Consider the following 15,486-nt stretch of genomic DNA (forward strand, 5'->3'; position numbering starts at 1 on the left):
TGCCCCCTACCCGCCACCATGTGCCAGATCGACCACGCCGACAACTGGAGCACCGGCGGCCTCACCGACCTGAAACTGCTCGGACCCGCCTGCCAGTTCCACAACCGCGACCGCTACCGCCACCCCGACCGCTACACCCGCCGCAAGGAAGGCACCGACCGCTGGGCCTTCACCTACCACCGGACCCGCACGAGGCGGCTGCGGGAGTGAGGCGACCGGGCGGCGCGACGGGCGAGATCACAGCGCAGCGGGACCACGCGAGATCACCGTGCTGCGAGATCACCGTGCTGCGAGATCACAGAGCTTGGAGGAAGCGGGCCGCGATGGGGGCCGCCACCTGCGCTCCGGTGCCGCCGCCCTCGACCACGACGGCGAAGGCAAGGTCGCCGTTGTAGCCGATGAACCAGGAGTGTGTGGGAGGGTTCTCGCCGTTCTGGGCCGAGCCGTACTCGGCTGTGCCGGTCTTGCCGGCCGTACCGGCGGGGAAGGAGATGCCGCTCGCGGTGCCCTCGCTGACGACGGCGGGCATGAGATGGCGCAGCGCGGACACCACCGCGGGCTCCAGCGCGCGCGGGGGCGTGCCGCCCTCCGGGACGAGCGAGGCCGGGACCAGCCGGGGCTGCCGCCAGGTTCCCGCGGCGATGGCGCCCGCGACGGCGGCCATGTTCAGCGGGCTGGCCAGGACGCGCCCCTGGCCGATGGCGGCGGACGCGAGGTCGGTGTCGTCATGCGGCACGGGGAAGGCGGCGTCCACGGCGGGCACCCCGATCTTGATGCTGGCGCCGAAACCGAAGTCGGCGGCCACCTTGGACAGGCGGTCAGCGCCGAGGCGTCGCACCGCCATGTCGCCGAACGTCGTGTTGCACGAATGCGCGAAGGCGTCGACGAAGCGCAGCGTGCCGTAGTCGTGGAATTCGGCGTTGTGGAACGGGAAGCCGCCGATCGTCTTCTCGGCCGGGCACTCGACGGTCTGGCCGGGCGTGACGCCACCGGCGACCAGGGCCGAGGCGGTCACGATCTTGAAGGTCGAGCCGGGCGGGTACGTGCCGAGCAGAGCGCGGTTGTAGCCGCCCGGCTTGTTGACCACCGCGAGGACCTCGCCCGTGGACGGGCGCAGCGCGACGAGCGAGGCGGGCTTGTCCACGCCCTCCAGGGCCTGCGCCCCCGCCCGGTGCACCCGCAGGTCGAGGGTGGTCGTCAGCGGCTTGCCGGGCTTCGACCCGCCCTCGGCGAGCGTGACGACCTTTGACCCCGTACGGCTGTCGACCAGGTCGGCCCGTGCGGAGGCGGTGCCGGTCAGGCGGGAGGCGTACTGCTCGCGCAGCCCCTCGACGATCTGCTGCACGGAGCCGGGCGTGTCCGGCGTGTCGATGCGGGTGCCGTCGGCGGCGGTTATCGGGGCGCGCTCGGCGGGCACGGTGGTGAGCTTGGCCCGAATACCGTCGGTCATTCGAGGGTGGATGGCCGACGGGGTCCATGCCACCTTCCAGGCGCGGTCGCGCTCGACCAGGCGAAGCCTCCCGTCGTACGCGATGGGCAGCGGGCCGGTCAGCCGGGCCCGGAACCGCACGGTGTCGTCCTGGACGCTCGTCACCTGGAATCGCTGCCCCGTGAGCTTCAGGTCGTCGTGGAAGCGGCGATATGTGCTTTCGAAGCCGGCCGGCGGGTCGGCGGCGAGCGTGCGCATCGCCGCGTAGTCCGAGCGCGACCAGGCCGCGAGGAAGTCCCGCGCGGTCTCCTCGGGCGATCCCTTCGTCCGCAGTGCCCACACCGTGACCCCCGCGGCCACCACCGGCACGAGCACCGCCGCCGTGACGTACGGCCAGCGCCTTCGCTCTCGCATGCGTCCCCCTTCGAGTCGAGTGCACGCCAAGAGCAGCAGACCAGCCGGAAGTATGTCCAATATGGATATCAACGTGCTTCATGTGCGATTCCGATATGCTCCCAGCTCATGGACTTGGTCCGGCATCTCGGCTACTTCCTGGTTGTGACGGAAGAGCTGCATTTCGGGAACGCGGCCGCGCGGCTGGGGATGGCCCAGCCGCCGCTGAGCCAGCGCATCAGGCGTCTGGAGGAGGAGCTGGGCGTGCGCCTGTTCGAGCGGTCGAGCCGCCGGGTGGCGCTGACCGAGGCGGGACGGCTGCTGGTGCCCGAGGCCCGCGAGATCGTCGCCAGAGTCGAGCGGATGCGTGACCTCATGTCCGACCTGGCGCGCGGCGACGCGGCGGTCGTGCGGGCGGGCGTTCCCGCCGACCTCGGCGCGGCCGTGCTCGCCGCGCTCATCGCGGGGTTCCGCGACCGCCGCCCCGACGTACGGCTGTCGCTGACCGAGATGGGCACGGCCGCGCAGGTCGCGGCGTTGCTGGAGGGCAGGCTCGACGTCGGGCTGCTGCGTCATCCGGTCGCGGCGAACGGGCTCGCGTACGGGCCGGTGCTCGTCCGGCATCCGGGCGTTCTGCTGGCCGAGGGCGACGAGCTGATCGAATGGGCGACCGTGCACCTCGGCGACCTGGCCGGGCGAGACCTGGTGCTGTTCCCCCGGGACGCCGAGCCCGGCCTGTACGACGACACCCTGGCCTCGTGCCGCCGCGGGGGCTTCGTCCCCGCCGAGATCATCTGCACCGACCGGGCCGAGTTCGCCCTCGGCCTGGTCCTGTCCGGCACGGCCGTCGCGTTCGGCGCCCCCGCTGAGGTGCCGGGGGTGGTGTGGCGGCCCCTCGCGGGAACGCCCCTGGCCTGGCGCTGCTCCCCGGCCTGGCGGACCGAGCCGGGGCCGTACGTGCGAGACTTCACGGCCGTGGCCGTACAGGTGCTGAAAGAGAACGCCGGCATGGTGGACGAAGGCCTGCCGCCCGCGCCGCGCGTGGCGCCGCGCCCCGCGACCGGGTTCCTCGCATGAACCCCGGCATGAACCCCGGCATGAACCACGGCATGAACCACGGCATGAATCCTGTGGAGCGGGTGTTCCGCAGCGCCGGCGTCACCGGGTGGCTGCACGCCGTCGACATCGACGACGGGCGCGAGGTGGGGCTGCGGGCCGACGAGCCGGTGGTGCTCGCGTCGGTCTTCAAGGTGCCCCTGCTGCTGGAACTGCACCGCCAGGCCGAGCGCGGGCTGCTCGACCTCAGCGAACGTGTCCGCGTGCCGGCCGAGGACCGTACGGCTGGGGGCACCGGGCTGGCGGCGATGCTGGACGACGCCACGCTGTCGCTGCGCGACCTGGCGTACCTGATGATGGCGGTGAGCGACAACACCGCGGCCGACGTGCTGCTCTCCCGGGTGGGCCGGGAGGCGGTCAACACGCTGCTCGACGGCCTCGGGCTGACGGCGACGCGGGTGGTGCAGAACTGCCGCGACATGCTCACCAGCCTGTGGGTGGACGCGGGCGTGGCGGACCAGTCGGACGTGACCCAGGCATGCACCGACCCCGAGGTGGTGGCGCGGCTGCGCGCGCTCGATCCGGCGCTGGGCAACCGGAGCACGCCGCGTGAGATGACCCGGCTGCTGGCCATGATCTGGCGGGACGAGGCGGCGGGGGCGGCCTCCTGCGCGGCGATCCGCCGCCTCATGGCCCTGCAGGTGTGGCCGCACCGGCTGGCCTCGGGGTTCCCGTTCGACGACGTCGCGGTGAGCGGCAAGACGGGCACGCTGCCCACGCTCCGCAACGAGGTCGGGGTGGTCGAGTATCCGGACGGCGGGCGCTACGCCGTGGCCGTGTTCACCCGGTCGCTCAGCACCGCGCAGAACCAGCCACGGGCCGACGCCGCGATCGGGGCCGCCGCCCGGATGGCGATCGACCAGCTCAGAACCCACATATGACAGACCCTTTCTATGTGGGCGGGGAGGGTGACATGCGGCTCAAGCGTGGCAAAGATGGGGGCATGGTCGAGGAAGGCGCTCTGCTCTGGGAACCCACGCCCGACGTCGTACGTGCGGCCCGGATCACCCGTTACATGGAACGACTGGGCCGTACGGGGGACTACGAGGACGTGTGGAAGTGGTCGGTCGAGTCTCCGGCCGACTTCTGGACATCCATATGGGACTACTTCGGTGTGGTCGGTACGCGTGGCGACGGGCCCGTCATCCAGGGAACGATGCCGGACGCCGAATGGTTCGCGGGATCGGCCCTGAATTACGCCGAGAACGCGCTGCGCGGCCACCCCGGCCGGACGGCGGTGATTTTCCGCAACGAATCGGGCAGCCGCTGGCAGTACTCGCTCGGCGAACTCCGTGAGGAGGTCGCCCGCGTCAGGGCGGGGCTCGTACGGCTGGGCGTCGGGCGTGGTGACCGGGTCGCCGCCTACGTCCCGAACATCCCCGAGGCCCTCATCGCCTTCCTGGCCACCGCCTCGCTGGGGGCGATCTGGTCCTCGTGCTCGCCCGACTTCGGCGCGCCCAGCGTGACCGACCGGTTCGCGCAGATCGAGCCGAAGGTGCTGGTCGCGGTGGACGGCTACCGCTACGGCGGCAAGGCGTACGACCGGTCGGAGGTGGTGCGCGAGATCGCCGGGAAGCTGCCGACGCTGCAGGCCACCGTCTGGATCCCCGCGCTCGGCGCCGACGCGCCCGATCATGGTTTGAGCTGGGACGACCTGCGCGCCGAGACAGCGCCGCTGGAGTTCGAGCGGGTGCCGTTCGGCCATCCGCTGTGGGTGCTGTACTCGTCGGGCACCACCGGCCTGCCCAAGCCCATCGTCCACGGCCACGGCGGAATCGTGCTGGAGCACCTCAAGTCGCTGTCCTTCCACCAGGACCTCGGCGAGGGCGATGTGTTCTTCTGGTACACCACCACCGGCTGGATGATGTGGAACTACCTCATCGGCGGCCTGCTGGTGGGGTCCACCGTCCTGCTGTACGACGGCAGCGCGGCCCACCCCGACACCGGCGCCCTGTGGCGGCTCGCCGCCGAGGAGGGCGTGACGTACTTCGGCACCGGCGCGCCGTACATCATGGCGTCGATGAAGGCCGGGGTGAAGCCGCAGGGGCTCGACCGGCTGCGCGGGATCGGCTCGACCGGCTCGCCGCTGCCGCCCGAGGGGTTCGCGTGGGTCTATTCGGACGTGAAGCCCGACGTGCAGCTCGGCTCGTTCTCCGGCGGCACCGACGTGTGCACCGGGTTCGTGGGTGCGGTGCCGCTGCTGCCGATCCGGGCCGGCGTCATCCCGTGCCGCTGCCTCGGCGCGTCCGTCGAGTCCTTCGACCCCGCGGGCGCCTCGATGGTGGGCGAGGTGGGAGAGCTCGTCATCACCCGGCCCATGCCGTCCATGCCGGTCATGTTCTGGAACGACCCCTCGGGCGACCGCTACCGGGAGTCGTACTTCGCCGACTACCCGGGCGTCTGGCGGCACGGCGACTGGATCAAGATCCTCCCCGACGGCGGGTGCGTCATCTACGGCCGCTCCGACTCGACCCTGAACCGCGGCGGCGTACGGATGGGCACCAGCGAGTTCTACCGGGTCGTGGAGCGCTTCGTGGAGATCGCCGACAGCCTCGTCATCGACACCGGGCAGCTCGGCCAGGAGGGCAGGCTGCTGCTGTTCGTCACCCTGGCCGACGGCGCGTCCCTGTCCGACGAGCTGACGTCCCGGCTGCGTACGGCCCTGCGCACCGAGCTGTCACCCCGGCACGTGCCCGACGAGATCCACGTGGTCCCTGGCATCCCGAGGACGCTGTCGGGCAAGAAGCTGGAGGTCCCCGTACGGAAGATCCTGCTCGGCACTCCCGTGGAGAAGGCCGCCAACCCCGACGCCATGGCCAACCCCGAGGTCCTCACCCACTTCGCGCCGCAGCAGTAGACGGGGCGGTCAGGGGACGAGGGCGTACGCGCGGACGGGGAAGGTGCCCATACCGGACACGGCGACGGGCGCCGCGTGGAACCGGAACCCGGTGTGCGGCAGCCGTTCCAGTCCGCGCATGTGCTCGATGATCGGAATGCCCGCGGTCAGCAGGGCGGTATGGGCCGGGCGGAGCCCGTCCGCCATGTCGTCGATGTTGACACTGTCGATGCCAACGACGGCCGGTTGCCGCTCAGCGAGCAGGGCGGCCGCCTCCGCCGTCAGGAAGGGATGCTCCGGGTCGCCGTAGGCCGGGCCGCCCCAGTGCCTGTCCCAGCCCGTACGCAGCAGGACCGCGCGCCCCCTGACGTCGTGGCCTTCGAACGCGTCGGCGCCGATGCCTCGCCCGGGGGAGCCGGAGACGTCGATCAGCAGGCCGGGGACGTCGACCAGCCGGGACAGGTCGATCTGGGCAAGGTCCTCGCCCTCCGCGAGCCGATGGAACGGCGTGTCGAGGTACGTGCCGGTGTTCGCCACCATCGTGATGCGGCCGATCTGGAACTCGGTGCCCGGAGCGTACCGGCCGCGCGAATCCTCGCGCGTCAGGTGATCGGTGATCTCCGGTGCGGGCAGGCCGGGATAGGTGACCATGCCGTGCCGGACCACATGACTGAGCTCGACGACACGGGCGCGCGGGTGCTGCTGATTCTCGAACATCACGTGGTCAGGATGACGTAGCCAGGACGCGCTCGTACGCCTCCTGCAGCAGTTGGGACGCGCGCGGGCGGTCGGGGTCTGGGCGGGGGATGCCCAGATGGGTCTCGCGCAGCTCGTCCATCAGGTTCTCCCAGAGGGGCGGGCCGCCCTCCTCCAGCAGCCGCGCCCGGATGCTCAGCTCCGGCGTCGTCGGACGGTGCCGCAGGCCCCAGGAGCCGAGCGCGACCATGACCGGAATCGTCTGGATGCCCGCCTCGGTGAGGCTGTAGGTCCCGCGGCGCCCTCGCCCCGCGTCCTCGTGGGTCAGGAGACCTCCGGCGACGAGGGCCTTGAGGCGGCTGCTGAGGATGTTCGACGCGATCCCCTCCTCCGAGTTGGCGAGCAGGTCACGGAAGTGCCGGCGGCCGCCGAAGATCACGTCGCGCAGGACGATGAGGCTCCACCTGTCTCCGAGCGCCTCCACCGCCGCGTTGATCGCGCACCCCGACCGCGGCTCGTCTCGCATGGCCGACCTCCAACTGATTGCGTTTTGCCACCACCTAGTCTACGCTCATTCTCAGTGGTTGCAATCCGCAATCACTGGCCGAAAACAGGAGATCAGCCATGTCTCGTGTCAGGGTGCACAACTTCTCCGTCTCCCTGGACGGCTTCGCCACGGGCGAGGGTCAGAGTCTCGACGAGCCGTTCGGTCACGCCGGCGGGCGGCTCCACGAATGGTTCTTCGCGACCCAGACCTTCCACGCCATGCAGGGGAAGACCGGCGGGAGCGCCGGGGTCGACGACGCCGTCACCGGTACGTGGGACGCGGGCATCGGCGCGGAGATCATGGGCCGCAACAAGTTCGGCCCTCAGCGCGGCCCGTGGGAGAACCACGACTGGACCGGATGGTGGGGGCCGAACCCGCCGTTCCACACGCCGGTCTTCGTCCTGACCCATCACCCCCGGCCCTCGGTCGAGATGGAGGGGGGCACCACGTTCCACTTCATCGACGCCACCCCGGAGGAGGCGCTGCGTCAGGCGCGCGAGGCCGCGGGCGATCTCGACGTGCGGATCGGCGGCGGGCCGAGCACGGTCCGGCAGTTCCTGGCCGCCGACCTGATCGACCACATGCACATCGCCGTCGTCCCGATCATCCTGGGCCGCGGCGAACGCCTGTGGGACGGGCTCGAAGGGCTCGAGAAGCGATTCCGGATCGAGTCGGTGACCACCCCGAGCGGCGTCACCCACATGACCTTCACACGACGCTGACCCCCTGGAAGGCTGACAGACATGACCGAGAAGACCGAGAACATCACGTCCAGGGACGGCACGACCCTCGCCGTCGACACGACCGGCCAGGGTGCGCCGGTGATCCTCGTCGGGGGCGCGTTCAACGACCGCTCGACCGTGGCCGGGCTCGGCGCCGAACTCGCGCCGGCGTTCACCGTCGTGACCTACGACCGGCGCGGCCGGGTGGGCAGCGACGACAAGAGCGACGACTACCGGGTCGCCAACGAGGTCGACGACCTGGCGGCCGTCATCGAGCACGTGGGCGGCCGGGCCTCGGTGTTCGGGCACTCCTCGGGCGCCGTCCTCGTGCTGGAGGGGGCCATGCGCGGGCTGCCGATCGACCGGGTGGCCGTCTACGAGCCGCCGTACTGCGCCGACGAGAACCAGCCGAGGCCGGCGGCCGACATCTACGACCGGCTCAAGGCCCTGGTGGCCGCCGGCGACCGTGACGGCGCGGTGGAGCTGTTCCTCCACGAGGTGGTCGGCGTCCCGACCGAGGCGATCGCCGGGATGAAGGCCGGGCAGGAATGGGCGTTCCTGGCCGACAAGGCGCCCAGCCTGCCGTACGACGTGCTGGTCAGCGCGCCCTGGCAGGTGATGCCGTTCGACCGGCTCGCCGGGATCGGCGTGCCGGTGCTGGCGGTGTACGGCGACCAGACCGCGCCGAACCTGGCGGAGGGGACGAAGGCCGTCGCGGCGGCCGTGCCCGGCGCCGAACTCCTGGTGATGCCGGGAGAGGACCACGCGGTGCTGCAACGGCCGGCGGCGCTGGCGCAGATCCTCACGAAGTTCTTCGGCTGAGCCGTATGCCCGCTCCGGACGCCGGAAATTGTCGGAGCCGGCGGATAACTTCGAGTCGGCATGCGAATCGACGGCGCGACCACTGAACTGGCCAGGACTGGGCTGATCGGCACTGGGCTGATCGGCACTGGGCTGATCGGCAGGGAGCATCCTGCCGCGATGCTGCGCGCCGAGATCGAACGGGCGGTCGGCAGCCACGGCGGCCTGACGCTGGTCGCCGGTGAGGCCGGCATCGGCAAGACCACGCTCGTCACCAGCGCGGCCGAGGAGGCCAGGCGTCTGGGCGCGCTGGTCCTCAGCGGATCGTGCTGGGACTCCGACAGCGCCCCGGGCTACTGGCCGTGGGTGCAGATCCTGCGCGGGTTGCGGCGGTGCGCCGCGCCCGGGGAGTGGGCGGCGGCCGAGGAAGCGGCGGGCGCCGAACTGGCCGCGCTGCTCGGCGAGTCGCCGAGCGCCGACGTGGCCGAGGGCTTCCGGCTGTACGACGCGGTGACGAGCGCGCTGGTGGCGGTCTCGCAGAGCCGTCCCCTGGTGGTGGTGCTCGAAGACCTGCACTGGGCGGACGCCGCGTCGCTCAGGCTGCTGGAGTTCGCGGCCCAGCACACCTGGTTCGAGCGGGTGCTGATGGTGGGCACCTACCGCGACGTGGAGGTGGAGTCGGCGGACCATCCGCTGCGGCCCCTCGTGCTGCCGCTGGTCGCGCGGGCGACGACGGTCCCCCTGACCGGGCTCGAACGCGAGGAGGTCGGCGCGCTGATGACCCGCGCCGCCGGGCGGAACCCGTCCGCCGACCTCGTCACCGAGGTGCACCGGCGCACCGGCGGCAATCCCTTCTTCGTGGAGCAGACGGCGCGGCTGTGGCGCAGCGGCGGTTCCGTCACCACGATCGCTCCAGGCGTCCGCGACACCCTGCTGCGCCGGCTTTCCCTGCTGCCCGCGCCGGTCGTGGACCTTCTCGTCACCGCCGCGGTGCTCGGGCGCGAGTTCCATCGCGAGGTGCTGGCCGCCGTCGCCGCCGCTCCCGTTCTCCAGGTGGAACGGCTGCTCGACCAGGCGGTGGCCGCCCGGCTCGTGGTAGCACGGGGTGGGGAGGCGCGGGGCGGAGAGGCGTTCGCGTTCGCGCACGACCTGGTCCGCCAGACGCTCTACGAGTCCCTCGACGAGAAGGCGGCGTCCCGGCGGCACGCCGCGGTCGTCCAGGCCGTCGACCGGTCGCCCGGCCTCGCCGAGCACGTGCTCCCCGCCGACCTGGCCAGGCACGCCTACCTCGCCGGTGACCACGTCGAGCCGGCTCACGCGGCGGACCGGCTGCTCGCCGCGGCCCGCGACGCCGCCGCTCGCCTGGCCTTCGAGGAGGCGCTCGGGCACTACCGCAGGGCACTCGACCTGGCCGCCGTCGCCGGAGAGCCGCGCCGGCATGTCCTGATCGCACTCGAACTCGGCCGCGAGTTCTACCACGGGGACGACCGCGACAGCGGCCGGCGTGCGTTCGAGGAGGCGGCCGCCGTCGCGCGGGAGACCGGCGAGTCCGAGTTGGTCGCGCGGGTGGCGCTGTCCGTCTACGCGGTCTGTGGTGGCGACGGCGGCCCGTTGGGCGCCGACCTGCTGCGGGAGGCACATGGTGAGCTGGTCCGGGACGGCCGGCCTCTCGACGAGGAGCTCTCCCTCGACCACCTCGCGCGGGAGCTGGCCATCCATGTGGCGCTGCTCGCCCGGCGAGGCGAGGACGACGAGGCGCTGGCCTTCAGCCTGTGGGCCTTCCACGACGCCATCTGGGGCCCGGGCACCGCTTCGGAGAGGGTGGCGCTCACCGGAGAGCTGCTGACTCTGGCCCACCGCACGGGCGATGTGGAGATGGAGAGCGTCGCCGCCGCATTGCGCTGGGTGGCTCTGCTGGAGCAGGGCGATCCCGCCTATCTCGCCCAGTTCCGTGAGTTCGTCGCGCTCGGCGGCCGCACCGACCTGCCGCGCATCGACATGGCCACGGCCAGCGACCGCAGCATCATCGCCGCGTTCACGGGCGACTTCGGCCAGGCGGAGACCCTGCTCGACGAGCTCGCCGGGTTCGAGCACGGGCACGACCACTTCGCGTACATGCTGGACCACCACCGCTGGGCGGTGCGGATGCTCCAGGGCCGCGACGACGACCTGGACGACATCCACCGTGCGCTGCGCAGGAGCCGGCACCCCTGTCCGGGCCTGCTGGAGGCCATGACCGCGCTGCGGAGAGGGGACGGCGCGACCGCGCTGCGCCACCTGCGCGACACCATGGCCAGAGGCGAGCCGCGGCGCTCGATTCAGCCGCTGTGGCTGCGGTTCCAGGCCATGGTCGCCGCGTGGTCGCGCGACCCGGAGCTGTGCGACAAGGCGAGGGCCGAGCTCGACCCCTACCTCGGCAACTGGGCGGTGTCGATGTACGGCTGGGACATCGGCGGCCCGGTGATCCTCCTGCGTGCTCTCATCGACGCGGCGCAGGAACGCTGGGACGAGGCGATCGACGGGTTCACCGCCGCCTGGCACTCCGCCGACCTGCTCCTCGCCCGCCCGTGGTCGGTCGAGGCGCGGGCGCATCTCGCGGAAGCGTTGCTGCGGCGGGGCCGTCCTGACGACGCGGATGAGGCCGGGAAGCTGCTTGACGACGTGGAGGGCGAAGCGGACCGGCTCGGCATGGAGCACATCGTGGAGCGCGTCCGCCGGGTGCGTCTCAGGGAATGCGCGCCCGTGCATGGCCGCTGCGGAGCCGAGTTCCGGCGGGACGGCGCGGTCTGGACGCTCGGATTCGGCGGCCACACCGTTCATTTGCCCGACGCCAAGGGCCTGCGCGACCTCCACTGCCTGCTGAGCCACCCCGGGGCCGACCTGCCCGCCGTACGGCTGCTCGACCCGGAGGGCGGGGAACTCGTCGTCGCCGCCCGGGGGATGGGCGGCGACGCCGTCCTCGACGAGGAGGCCAAGGCGCGATACCGGCGCCGGCTCGCCCTGCTCGACGAGGAGATCGACCGGGCGGCCGAGCGGGGAGACGACGGCCGGGCGGCGGAGTTCGACAGGGAGCGGGCGGCCCTGCTGGCCGAACTGCGCTCCGCCTCGGGGCTCGGCGGGCGAGACCGTCGCCTCGGCGACGAGGCGGAGCGCGCCCGCAAGGCGGTCACCGCCCGCATCCGTGACGTGCTGCGCAAGCTCGACCGGCTTCATCCCGCGATGGCCGCCCATCTGCGCACCGCCGTCTCCACCGGCGCCACCTGCCGCTACCAGCCCGAGCATGAGGTCACCTGGCGCCTGTGACCTATTTGCGGTTGTAGAGGCGCATGGTCAGCGTGCCGAAGACCACGATCGACACCGCGCCGCAGACCAGCACCCAGGTGATCTCCCCGGTGTCCGGGCTGCCCGCCATCAGCGAACGCGCCGCGGTGACCAGGTGGGAGATGGGGTTCACGCCGACGAACGCCTGAAGCCAGCCCGGCATGGTCTGCGGGTCCACGTAGACGTTGCTGAGGAAGGTGAGCGGGAACAGCACCAGCATGCTGACGCCCATCACCGACTTCTCGCTGCGCAGCAGCAGCCCGAACATCGTCCAGATCCACGAGAACGCGAACGAGAAGGCCACCAGCAGCGCGATCGCGGTCAGCACGCCGACGACCCCGCCCTGCGGGCGGAAGCCCAGCACCAGGCCGACCACGAGGATGACCGTCGCCGCCATCGTGTAGCGGAACGCGTCGCCGAGCAGGTAGCCGACCATGGTCGACGGCCGCCAGATCGGCAGCGTACGGAAGCGGTCGAAGACGCCCTTCTCGATGTCCTTGTTGACCTCTACCCCGGTGTACATCGTGATCATCACGACGCTCGTCACCATGATGCCCGGCAGCAGGAACTGCAGGTATTCCGTCGGCGAGCCCGCCAGCGCGCCGCCGAACAGGTAGGTGAACATCAACGTCATCATGATCGGGAACGCGGTGACGTCGAACAGCTGCTCGGGCACATGCTTGATCTTCAGCATCGCCCGCCAGCCGAACGTCAGCGAGGCCGATAGTGCGCTGGGGCGCGGCGGGCGTGCCCCGGGGTCCAGCACCGCGCCCAGCGTCTCGGCCGCGGGGACGAAGGACGTGCCGGTCTCGGTGGTCGTGGCGCTCATGCCGCCGTCTCCTCCATTTCCTTGTCCGTGAGAGCCCTGTCGGTGAGTGCGAGGAAGACTTCGTCGAGGCTGGGTTGGCCGAGGGAGAAGTCGTCCACGACGATCCCGGACGATGCCAGCGCGGCGAGGGCGCGCGAGGCTCGCTCCGCACCTGCGTCCGCGTCCTCTCCGGGGATGCGGGCGGTCAGGGCCACGGGGTCGGCCTCCAGGTGGATCTGGGTCTTCAGCTCCCCGGCCAGCACCCGCTCGGCCTCGGGCCGTTGCGCGGCGTCTCGCAGCCGTACGTGCACCGACCCCGAGCCGACCGACGCCTTGAGCTCGCCCGGCGTGCCCTCGGCGATGACCCTGCCGTGGTCGATGACCGCGATGCGCCCGGCCAGCCGGTCGGCCTCGTCCAGATACTGCGTGGTGAGCAGCACGGTCGTGCCGTGGGCGACCACGATCCTGACGATGTCCCAGACCTGGTTGCGGCTGCGTGGGTCGAGGCCGGTCGTGGGCTCGTCCAGGAACAACAGGTCGGGCGTGTTGAGGATGCTGGCCGCGATGTCCAGCCTCCTGCGCATGCCGCCCGAGTAGTTCTTGACCTGCCGACCGGCGGCCTCGGTCAGCCCGAACGCCTCGAGCAGCCGCATGGCCCTGTCCTTGGCCGCGGGCTTCCGGTGGCCCAGCAGCCTGCCGAGCAGGACCAGGTTCTCCATCCCGGTCATCTCCTCGTCCACCGAGGCGTACTGGCCCGTCAGGCTCACCCGGCTGCGTACGGCGTCGGGCTCGCGCAGCACGTCGTGGCCGAACACCCTGGCCTCGCCGCCGTCCGGGCGCAGCAGGGTCGCCAGCATCTTGACCGCGGTGGTCTTCCCCGCCCCGTTGGGGCCGAGCACGCCGTACACCGTGCCCGCGGGCACGGCGAGGTCGAGCCCGTCCACCGCGCGGTTCTTGCCGAATGTCTTGACCAGGCCCGATGTCTCTATCGCCAGCCCTGGTGTCCGGTCCCGCATGATCTGTCGTCTCCGTTCCGTCCAGACGTTCACCTGAGAGGCGCCAGATCCGGGGCAGGCGCCCGCTAGATCCGATCTAGCGGCCGTGACATCTGTCGTGGCCGGGTCGTGACAGACGGCGGAGGTCCGGACCGGGGCGGCGGCGGAGGCTTGCCGTATGAACCTTCATGACGGCGCCCCCGCCCTCTCCGTGACGGGGCTGCGCAAGACGTACGGCGAGACCCGCGCGGTCGACGGGATCGACCTGGTCATGGGCCGGGGGGAGGTGGTGGCGCTGCTCGGCCCCAACGGCGCGGGCAAGTCCACCACGATCGACATGGTCGTCGGGCTGGCCCGTCCGGACGCCGGGGAGATCGCCGTGTTCGGCGCGTCTCCCCACGAAGCGGTGCGGCGCGGCATGGTGGGCGTGATGCCCCAGGAGGGCGCGTTGCTCGACGACGTGACCGTGGGGGAGACCGTGACGCTGATCGCGTCCCTCCACAGCGCCCCACTGCCGGTGGAGGAGGCGCTGAGCCGCGCCGGGGTGGCCGACCTCGCCGACCGGCGGGCCGCGCGGCTGTCCGGCGGCCAGCAGCAGCGGGTCCGGTTCGCCATGGCACTGGTGCCCGGCCCGGACCTGCTGGTGCTCGACGAGCCGACGGCGGCCATGGACGTGACGGCCCGGCGGGAGTTCTGGCAGTCGATGCACGCCTTCACCGAGACCGGCCGCACCGTGCTGTTCTCCACGCACTACCTGGAGGAGGCCGAGGCGTACGCGGACCGGGTCGTGCTGATGCACGCGGGCCGCGTCGCGGCCGACGGCCCGGTGTCCGCGGTCATGGCCGAGGTGTCCGGCCGTACGGTGACCGCGACCGTGCCCGGCGCCCGCGCCGAGGACCTGGGCGCACTGCCGGGCGTGGCGGCGGCGCACGTCCGCGACGGCCGGGCCGAACTGCGCTGCACCGACTCCGACCTGGTCGTACGGGAACTGCTGACGCGCTATCCCGAGGTCCGGGACGTCGAGATCGGCGCGCTGGGCCTGGAGGACGCGTTCCTGCGCCTGACCGGAGCGTCGGAGGCCGTGCGATGACCGGATACCTCGCGTTCGAGATCAGGCGGACCCTGCGGGACGCCAAGTTCCTGCTGTTCGCGGTCGCCCTGCCGGTGGGGCTCTACCTGCTGATGGCCGACCGTTTCGCCGACCAGGGGGCTCCCGCGTCGTACGTGATGGGCGGCGTCGCGGCGTTCGGGGCGGTGAAGACCGCGCTCGACGTCGGTGCCCGTACGGCGGTGGAGCGCGCGATCGGCTGGCAGCGCCAGTTGCGGCTCACCCCGCTCAGCGGCGGCGGCTACCTGCTGGCCAAGGCGTCGGTGGCGATGGTCGTGGCGCTGCCGCCGGTGGCCGGGGTGTCGCTGGTCGCCGCGCTTGTCAGCGGGGTGCACCTGTCTCCCGGCGGATGGGCGGTGGTCGTGCTCGGCGTGTGGGCGGGCACGGTGCCGTTCGCCCTGCTCGGCCTGCTGATCGGCCAGTTCGCCACCGCCCAGAACCTGCAGGCGTACCAGGGGGCGGTGGTGCTGGTGCTCAGCTTCGTCGGCGGGCTGTTCATCCCGGTGAGCACGTTCCCGCAGGCGCTCGCGACGGTGGCCAAGGTCCTGCCGAGCTACTGGCTCGCGCAGGTCGGGCACGCCGCCGCGCTCGGCGATGGCAGCGACGGTGGCAGCGGGCAGGCCGCGCTGGTCCTGACGCTGTACGCGCTCGTGCTGGGCGCCGCCGTGGCCGTCCGGTATCGCCGCGACACCGCGCGGGCCTAGGGTGACTGAC

At 71.9% G+C, this 15,486-nt stretch carries 13 protein-coding genes and 1 pseudogene; 9 read left to right on the plus strand and 5 right to left on the minus strand.

Annotated features, from left to right (window positions below; genetic code table 11):
- Positions 1-210: pseudogene (locus B1L11_RS18100) on the plus strand (hypothetical protein); the annotation flags it as partial.
- Positions 211-295: 85 nt separating this feature from the next.
- Here the strand turns inward: B1L11_RS18100 and B1L11_RS18105 are convergent.
- Positions 296-1,843, minus strand: coding sequence for a penicillin-binding transpeptidase domain-containing protein (locus B1L11_RS18105; RefSeq protein ID WP_079315578.1), 1,548 nt, complete (start codon positions 1,841-1,843; stop codon positions 296-298).
- A 108-nt stretch (positions 1,844-1,951) separates the two neighbouring features.
- Between B1L11_RS18105 and B1L11_RS18110 the strand changes: the two genes are divergently transcribed.
- From B1L11_RS18110 to B1L11_RS18120, 3 genes are all read left to right on the plus strand, one after another.
- A complete protein-coding gene (locus B1L11_RS18110; RefSeq protein ID WP_079315579.1) occupies positions 1,952-2,899 on the plus strand; it encodes a LysR substrate-binding domain-containing protein in 948 nt (315 codons plus the stop codon).
- On the plus strand, positions 2,896-3,819 hold the full coding sequence (locus B1L11_RS18115) for a serine hydrolase (protein WP_256862656.1): 924 nt from the start codon (positions 2,896-2,898) through the stop codon (positions 3,817-3,819). The genes B1L11_RS18110 and B1L11_RS18115 overlap by 4 nt, the downstream gene beginning before the upstream one ends.
- 62 nt (positions 3,820-3,881) lie before the next feature.
- Positions 3,882-5,795, plus strand: coding sequence for an acetoacetate--CoA ligase (locus B1L11_RS18120; RefSeq protein ID WP_079315580.1), 1,914 nt, complete (start codon positions 3,882-3,884; stop codon positions 5,793-5,795).
- A gap of 9 nt (positions 5,796-5,804) precedes the next feature.
- On the opposite strand, the gene B1L11_RS18125 is transcribed toward B1L11_RS18120, so the two are convergent.
- Both B1L11_RS18125 and B1L11_RS18130 read right to left on the minus strand, forming a co-directional pair.
- Positions 5,805-6,491, minus strand: coding sequence for a cyclase family protein (locus tag B1L11_RS18125; protein ID WP_079315581.1), 687 nt, complete (start codon positions 6,489-6,491; stop codon positions 5,805-5,807).
- A 7-nt stretch (positions 6,492-6,498) separates the two neighbouring features.
- Complete coding sequence (locus tag B1L11_RS18130) at positions 6,499-6,996, minus strand: helix-turn-helix domain-containing protein (protein ID WP_079315582.1); 498 nt, start codon at positions 6,994-6,996, stop codon at positions 6,499-6,501.
- A gap of 98 nt (positions 6,997-7,094) precedes the next feature.
- Between B1L11_RS18130 and B1L11_RS18135 the strand changes: the two genes are divergently transcribed.
- Genes B1L11_RS18135 through B1L11_RS18145 form a run of 3 tightly spaced genes read left to right on the plus strand, consistent with a single transcriptional unit; the run spans position 7,095 to position 11,843 of the window.
- The gene (locus tag B1L11_RS18135; RefSeq protein ID WP_079315583.1) at positions 7,095-7,739 is read left to right on the plus strand and encodes a dihydrofolate reductase family protein; all 645 of its coding nucleotides are present in this window, start codon (positions 7,095-7,097) and stop codon (positions 7,737-7,739) included.
- Positions 7,740-7,760: 21 nt separating this feature from the next.
- On the plus strand, positions 7,761-8,561 hold the full coding sequence (locus tag B1L11_RS18140) for an alpha/beta fold hydrolase (RefSeq protein ID WP_079315584.1): 801 nt from the start codon (positions 7,761-7,763) through the stop codon (positions 8,559-8,561).
- A 60-nt stretch (positions 8,562-8,621) separates the two neighbouring features.
- Positions 8,622-11,843 carry an AAA family ATPase gene (locus tag B1L11_RS18145; protein ID WP_079315585.1) on the plus strand — a complete coding sequence of 1,074 codons (3,222 nt, stop codon included), beginning with the start codon at positions 8,622-8,624 and terminating at the stop codon, positions 11,841-11,843.
- Position 11,844: 1 nt separating this feature from the next.
- Here the strand turns inward: B1L11_RS18145 and B1L11_RS18150 are convergent, their stop codons facing one another.
- Together B1L11_RS18150 and B1L11_RS18155 are read right to left on the minus strand one after the other, a co-directional pair.
- The gene (locus tag B1L11_RS18150) at positions 11,845-12,690 is read right to left on the minus strand and encodes an ABC transporter permease (protein WP_079315586.1); all 846 of its coding nucleotides are present in this window, start codon (positions 12,688-12,690) and stop codon (positions 11,845-11,847) included.
- Entirely contained in the window at positions 12,687-13,685 is a 999-nt protein-coding gene (locus tag B1L11_RS18155; protein ID WP_079315587.1) for an ATP-binding cassette domain-containing protein, read from the minus strand. Before B1L11_RS18155 ends, B1L11_RS18150 begins: the two co-directional genes overlap by 4 nt.
- Before the next feature lie 157 nt (positions 13,686-13,842).
- On the opposite strand from B1L11_RS18155, the gene B1L11_RS18160 reads away from it, so the two are divergent.
- Both B1L11_RS18160 and B1L11_RS18165 read left to right on the plus strand, forming a co-directional pair.
- Positions 13,843-14,754: an ABC transporter ATP-binding protein gene (locus B1L11_RS18160; protein WP_079315588.1), complete on the plus strand. Its 912-nt coding sequence runs from the start codon at positions 13,843-13,845 to the stop codon at positions 14,752-14,754.
- On the plus strand, positions 14,751-15,476 hold the full coding sequence (locus tag B1L11_RS18165) for an ABC transporter permease (RefSeq protein ID WP_079315589.1): 726 nt from the start codon (positions 14,751-14,753) through the stop codon (positions 15,474-15,476). Before B1L11_RS18160 ends, B1L11_RS18165 begins: the two co-directional genes overlap by 4 nt.
- Positions 15,477-15,486: the final 10 nt, after the last annotated feature.

It is taken from the genome of Microbispora sp. GKU 823, assembly GCF_002027145.1.
GTDB classification, from domain to species: domain Bacteria; phylum Actinomycetota; class Actinomycetes; order Streptosporangiales; family Streptosporangiaceae; genus Microbispora; species Microbispora siamensis.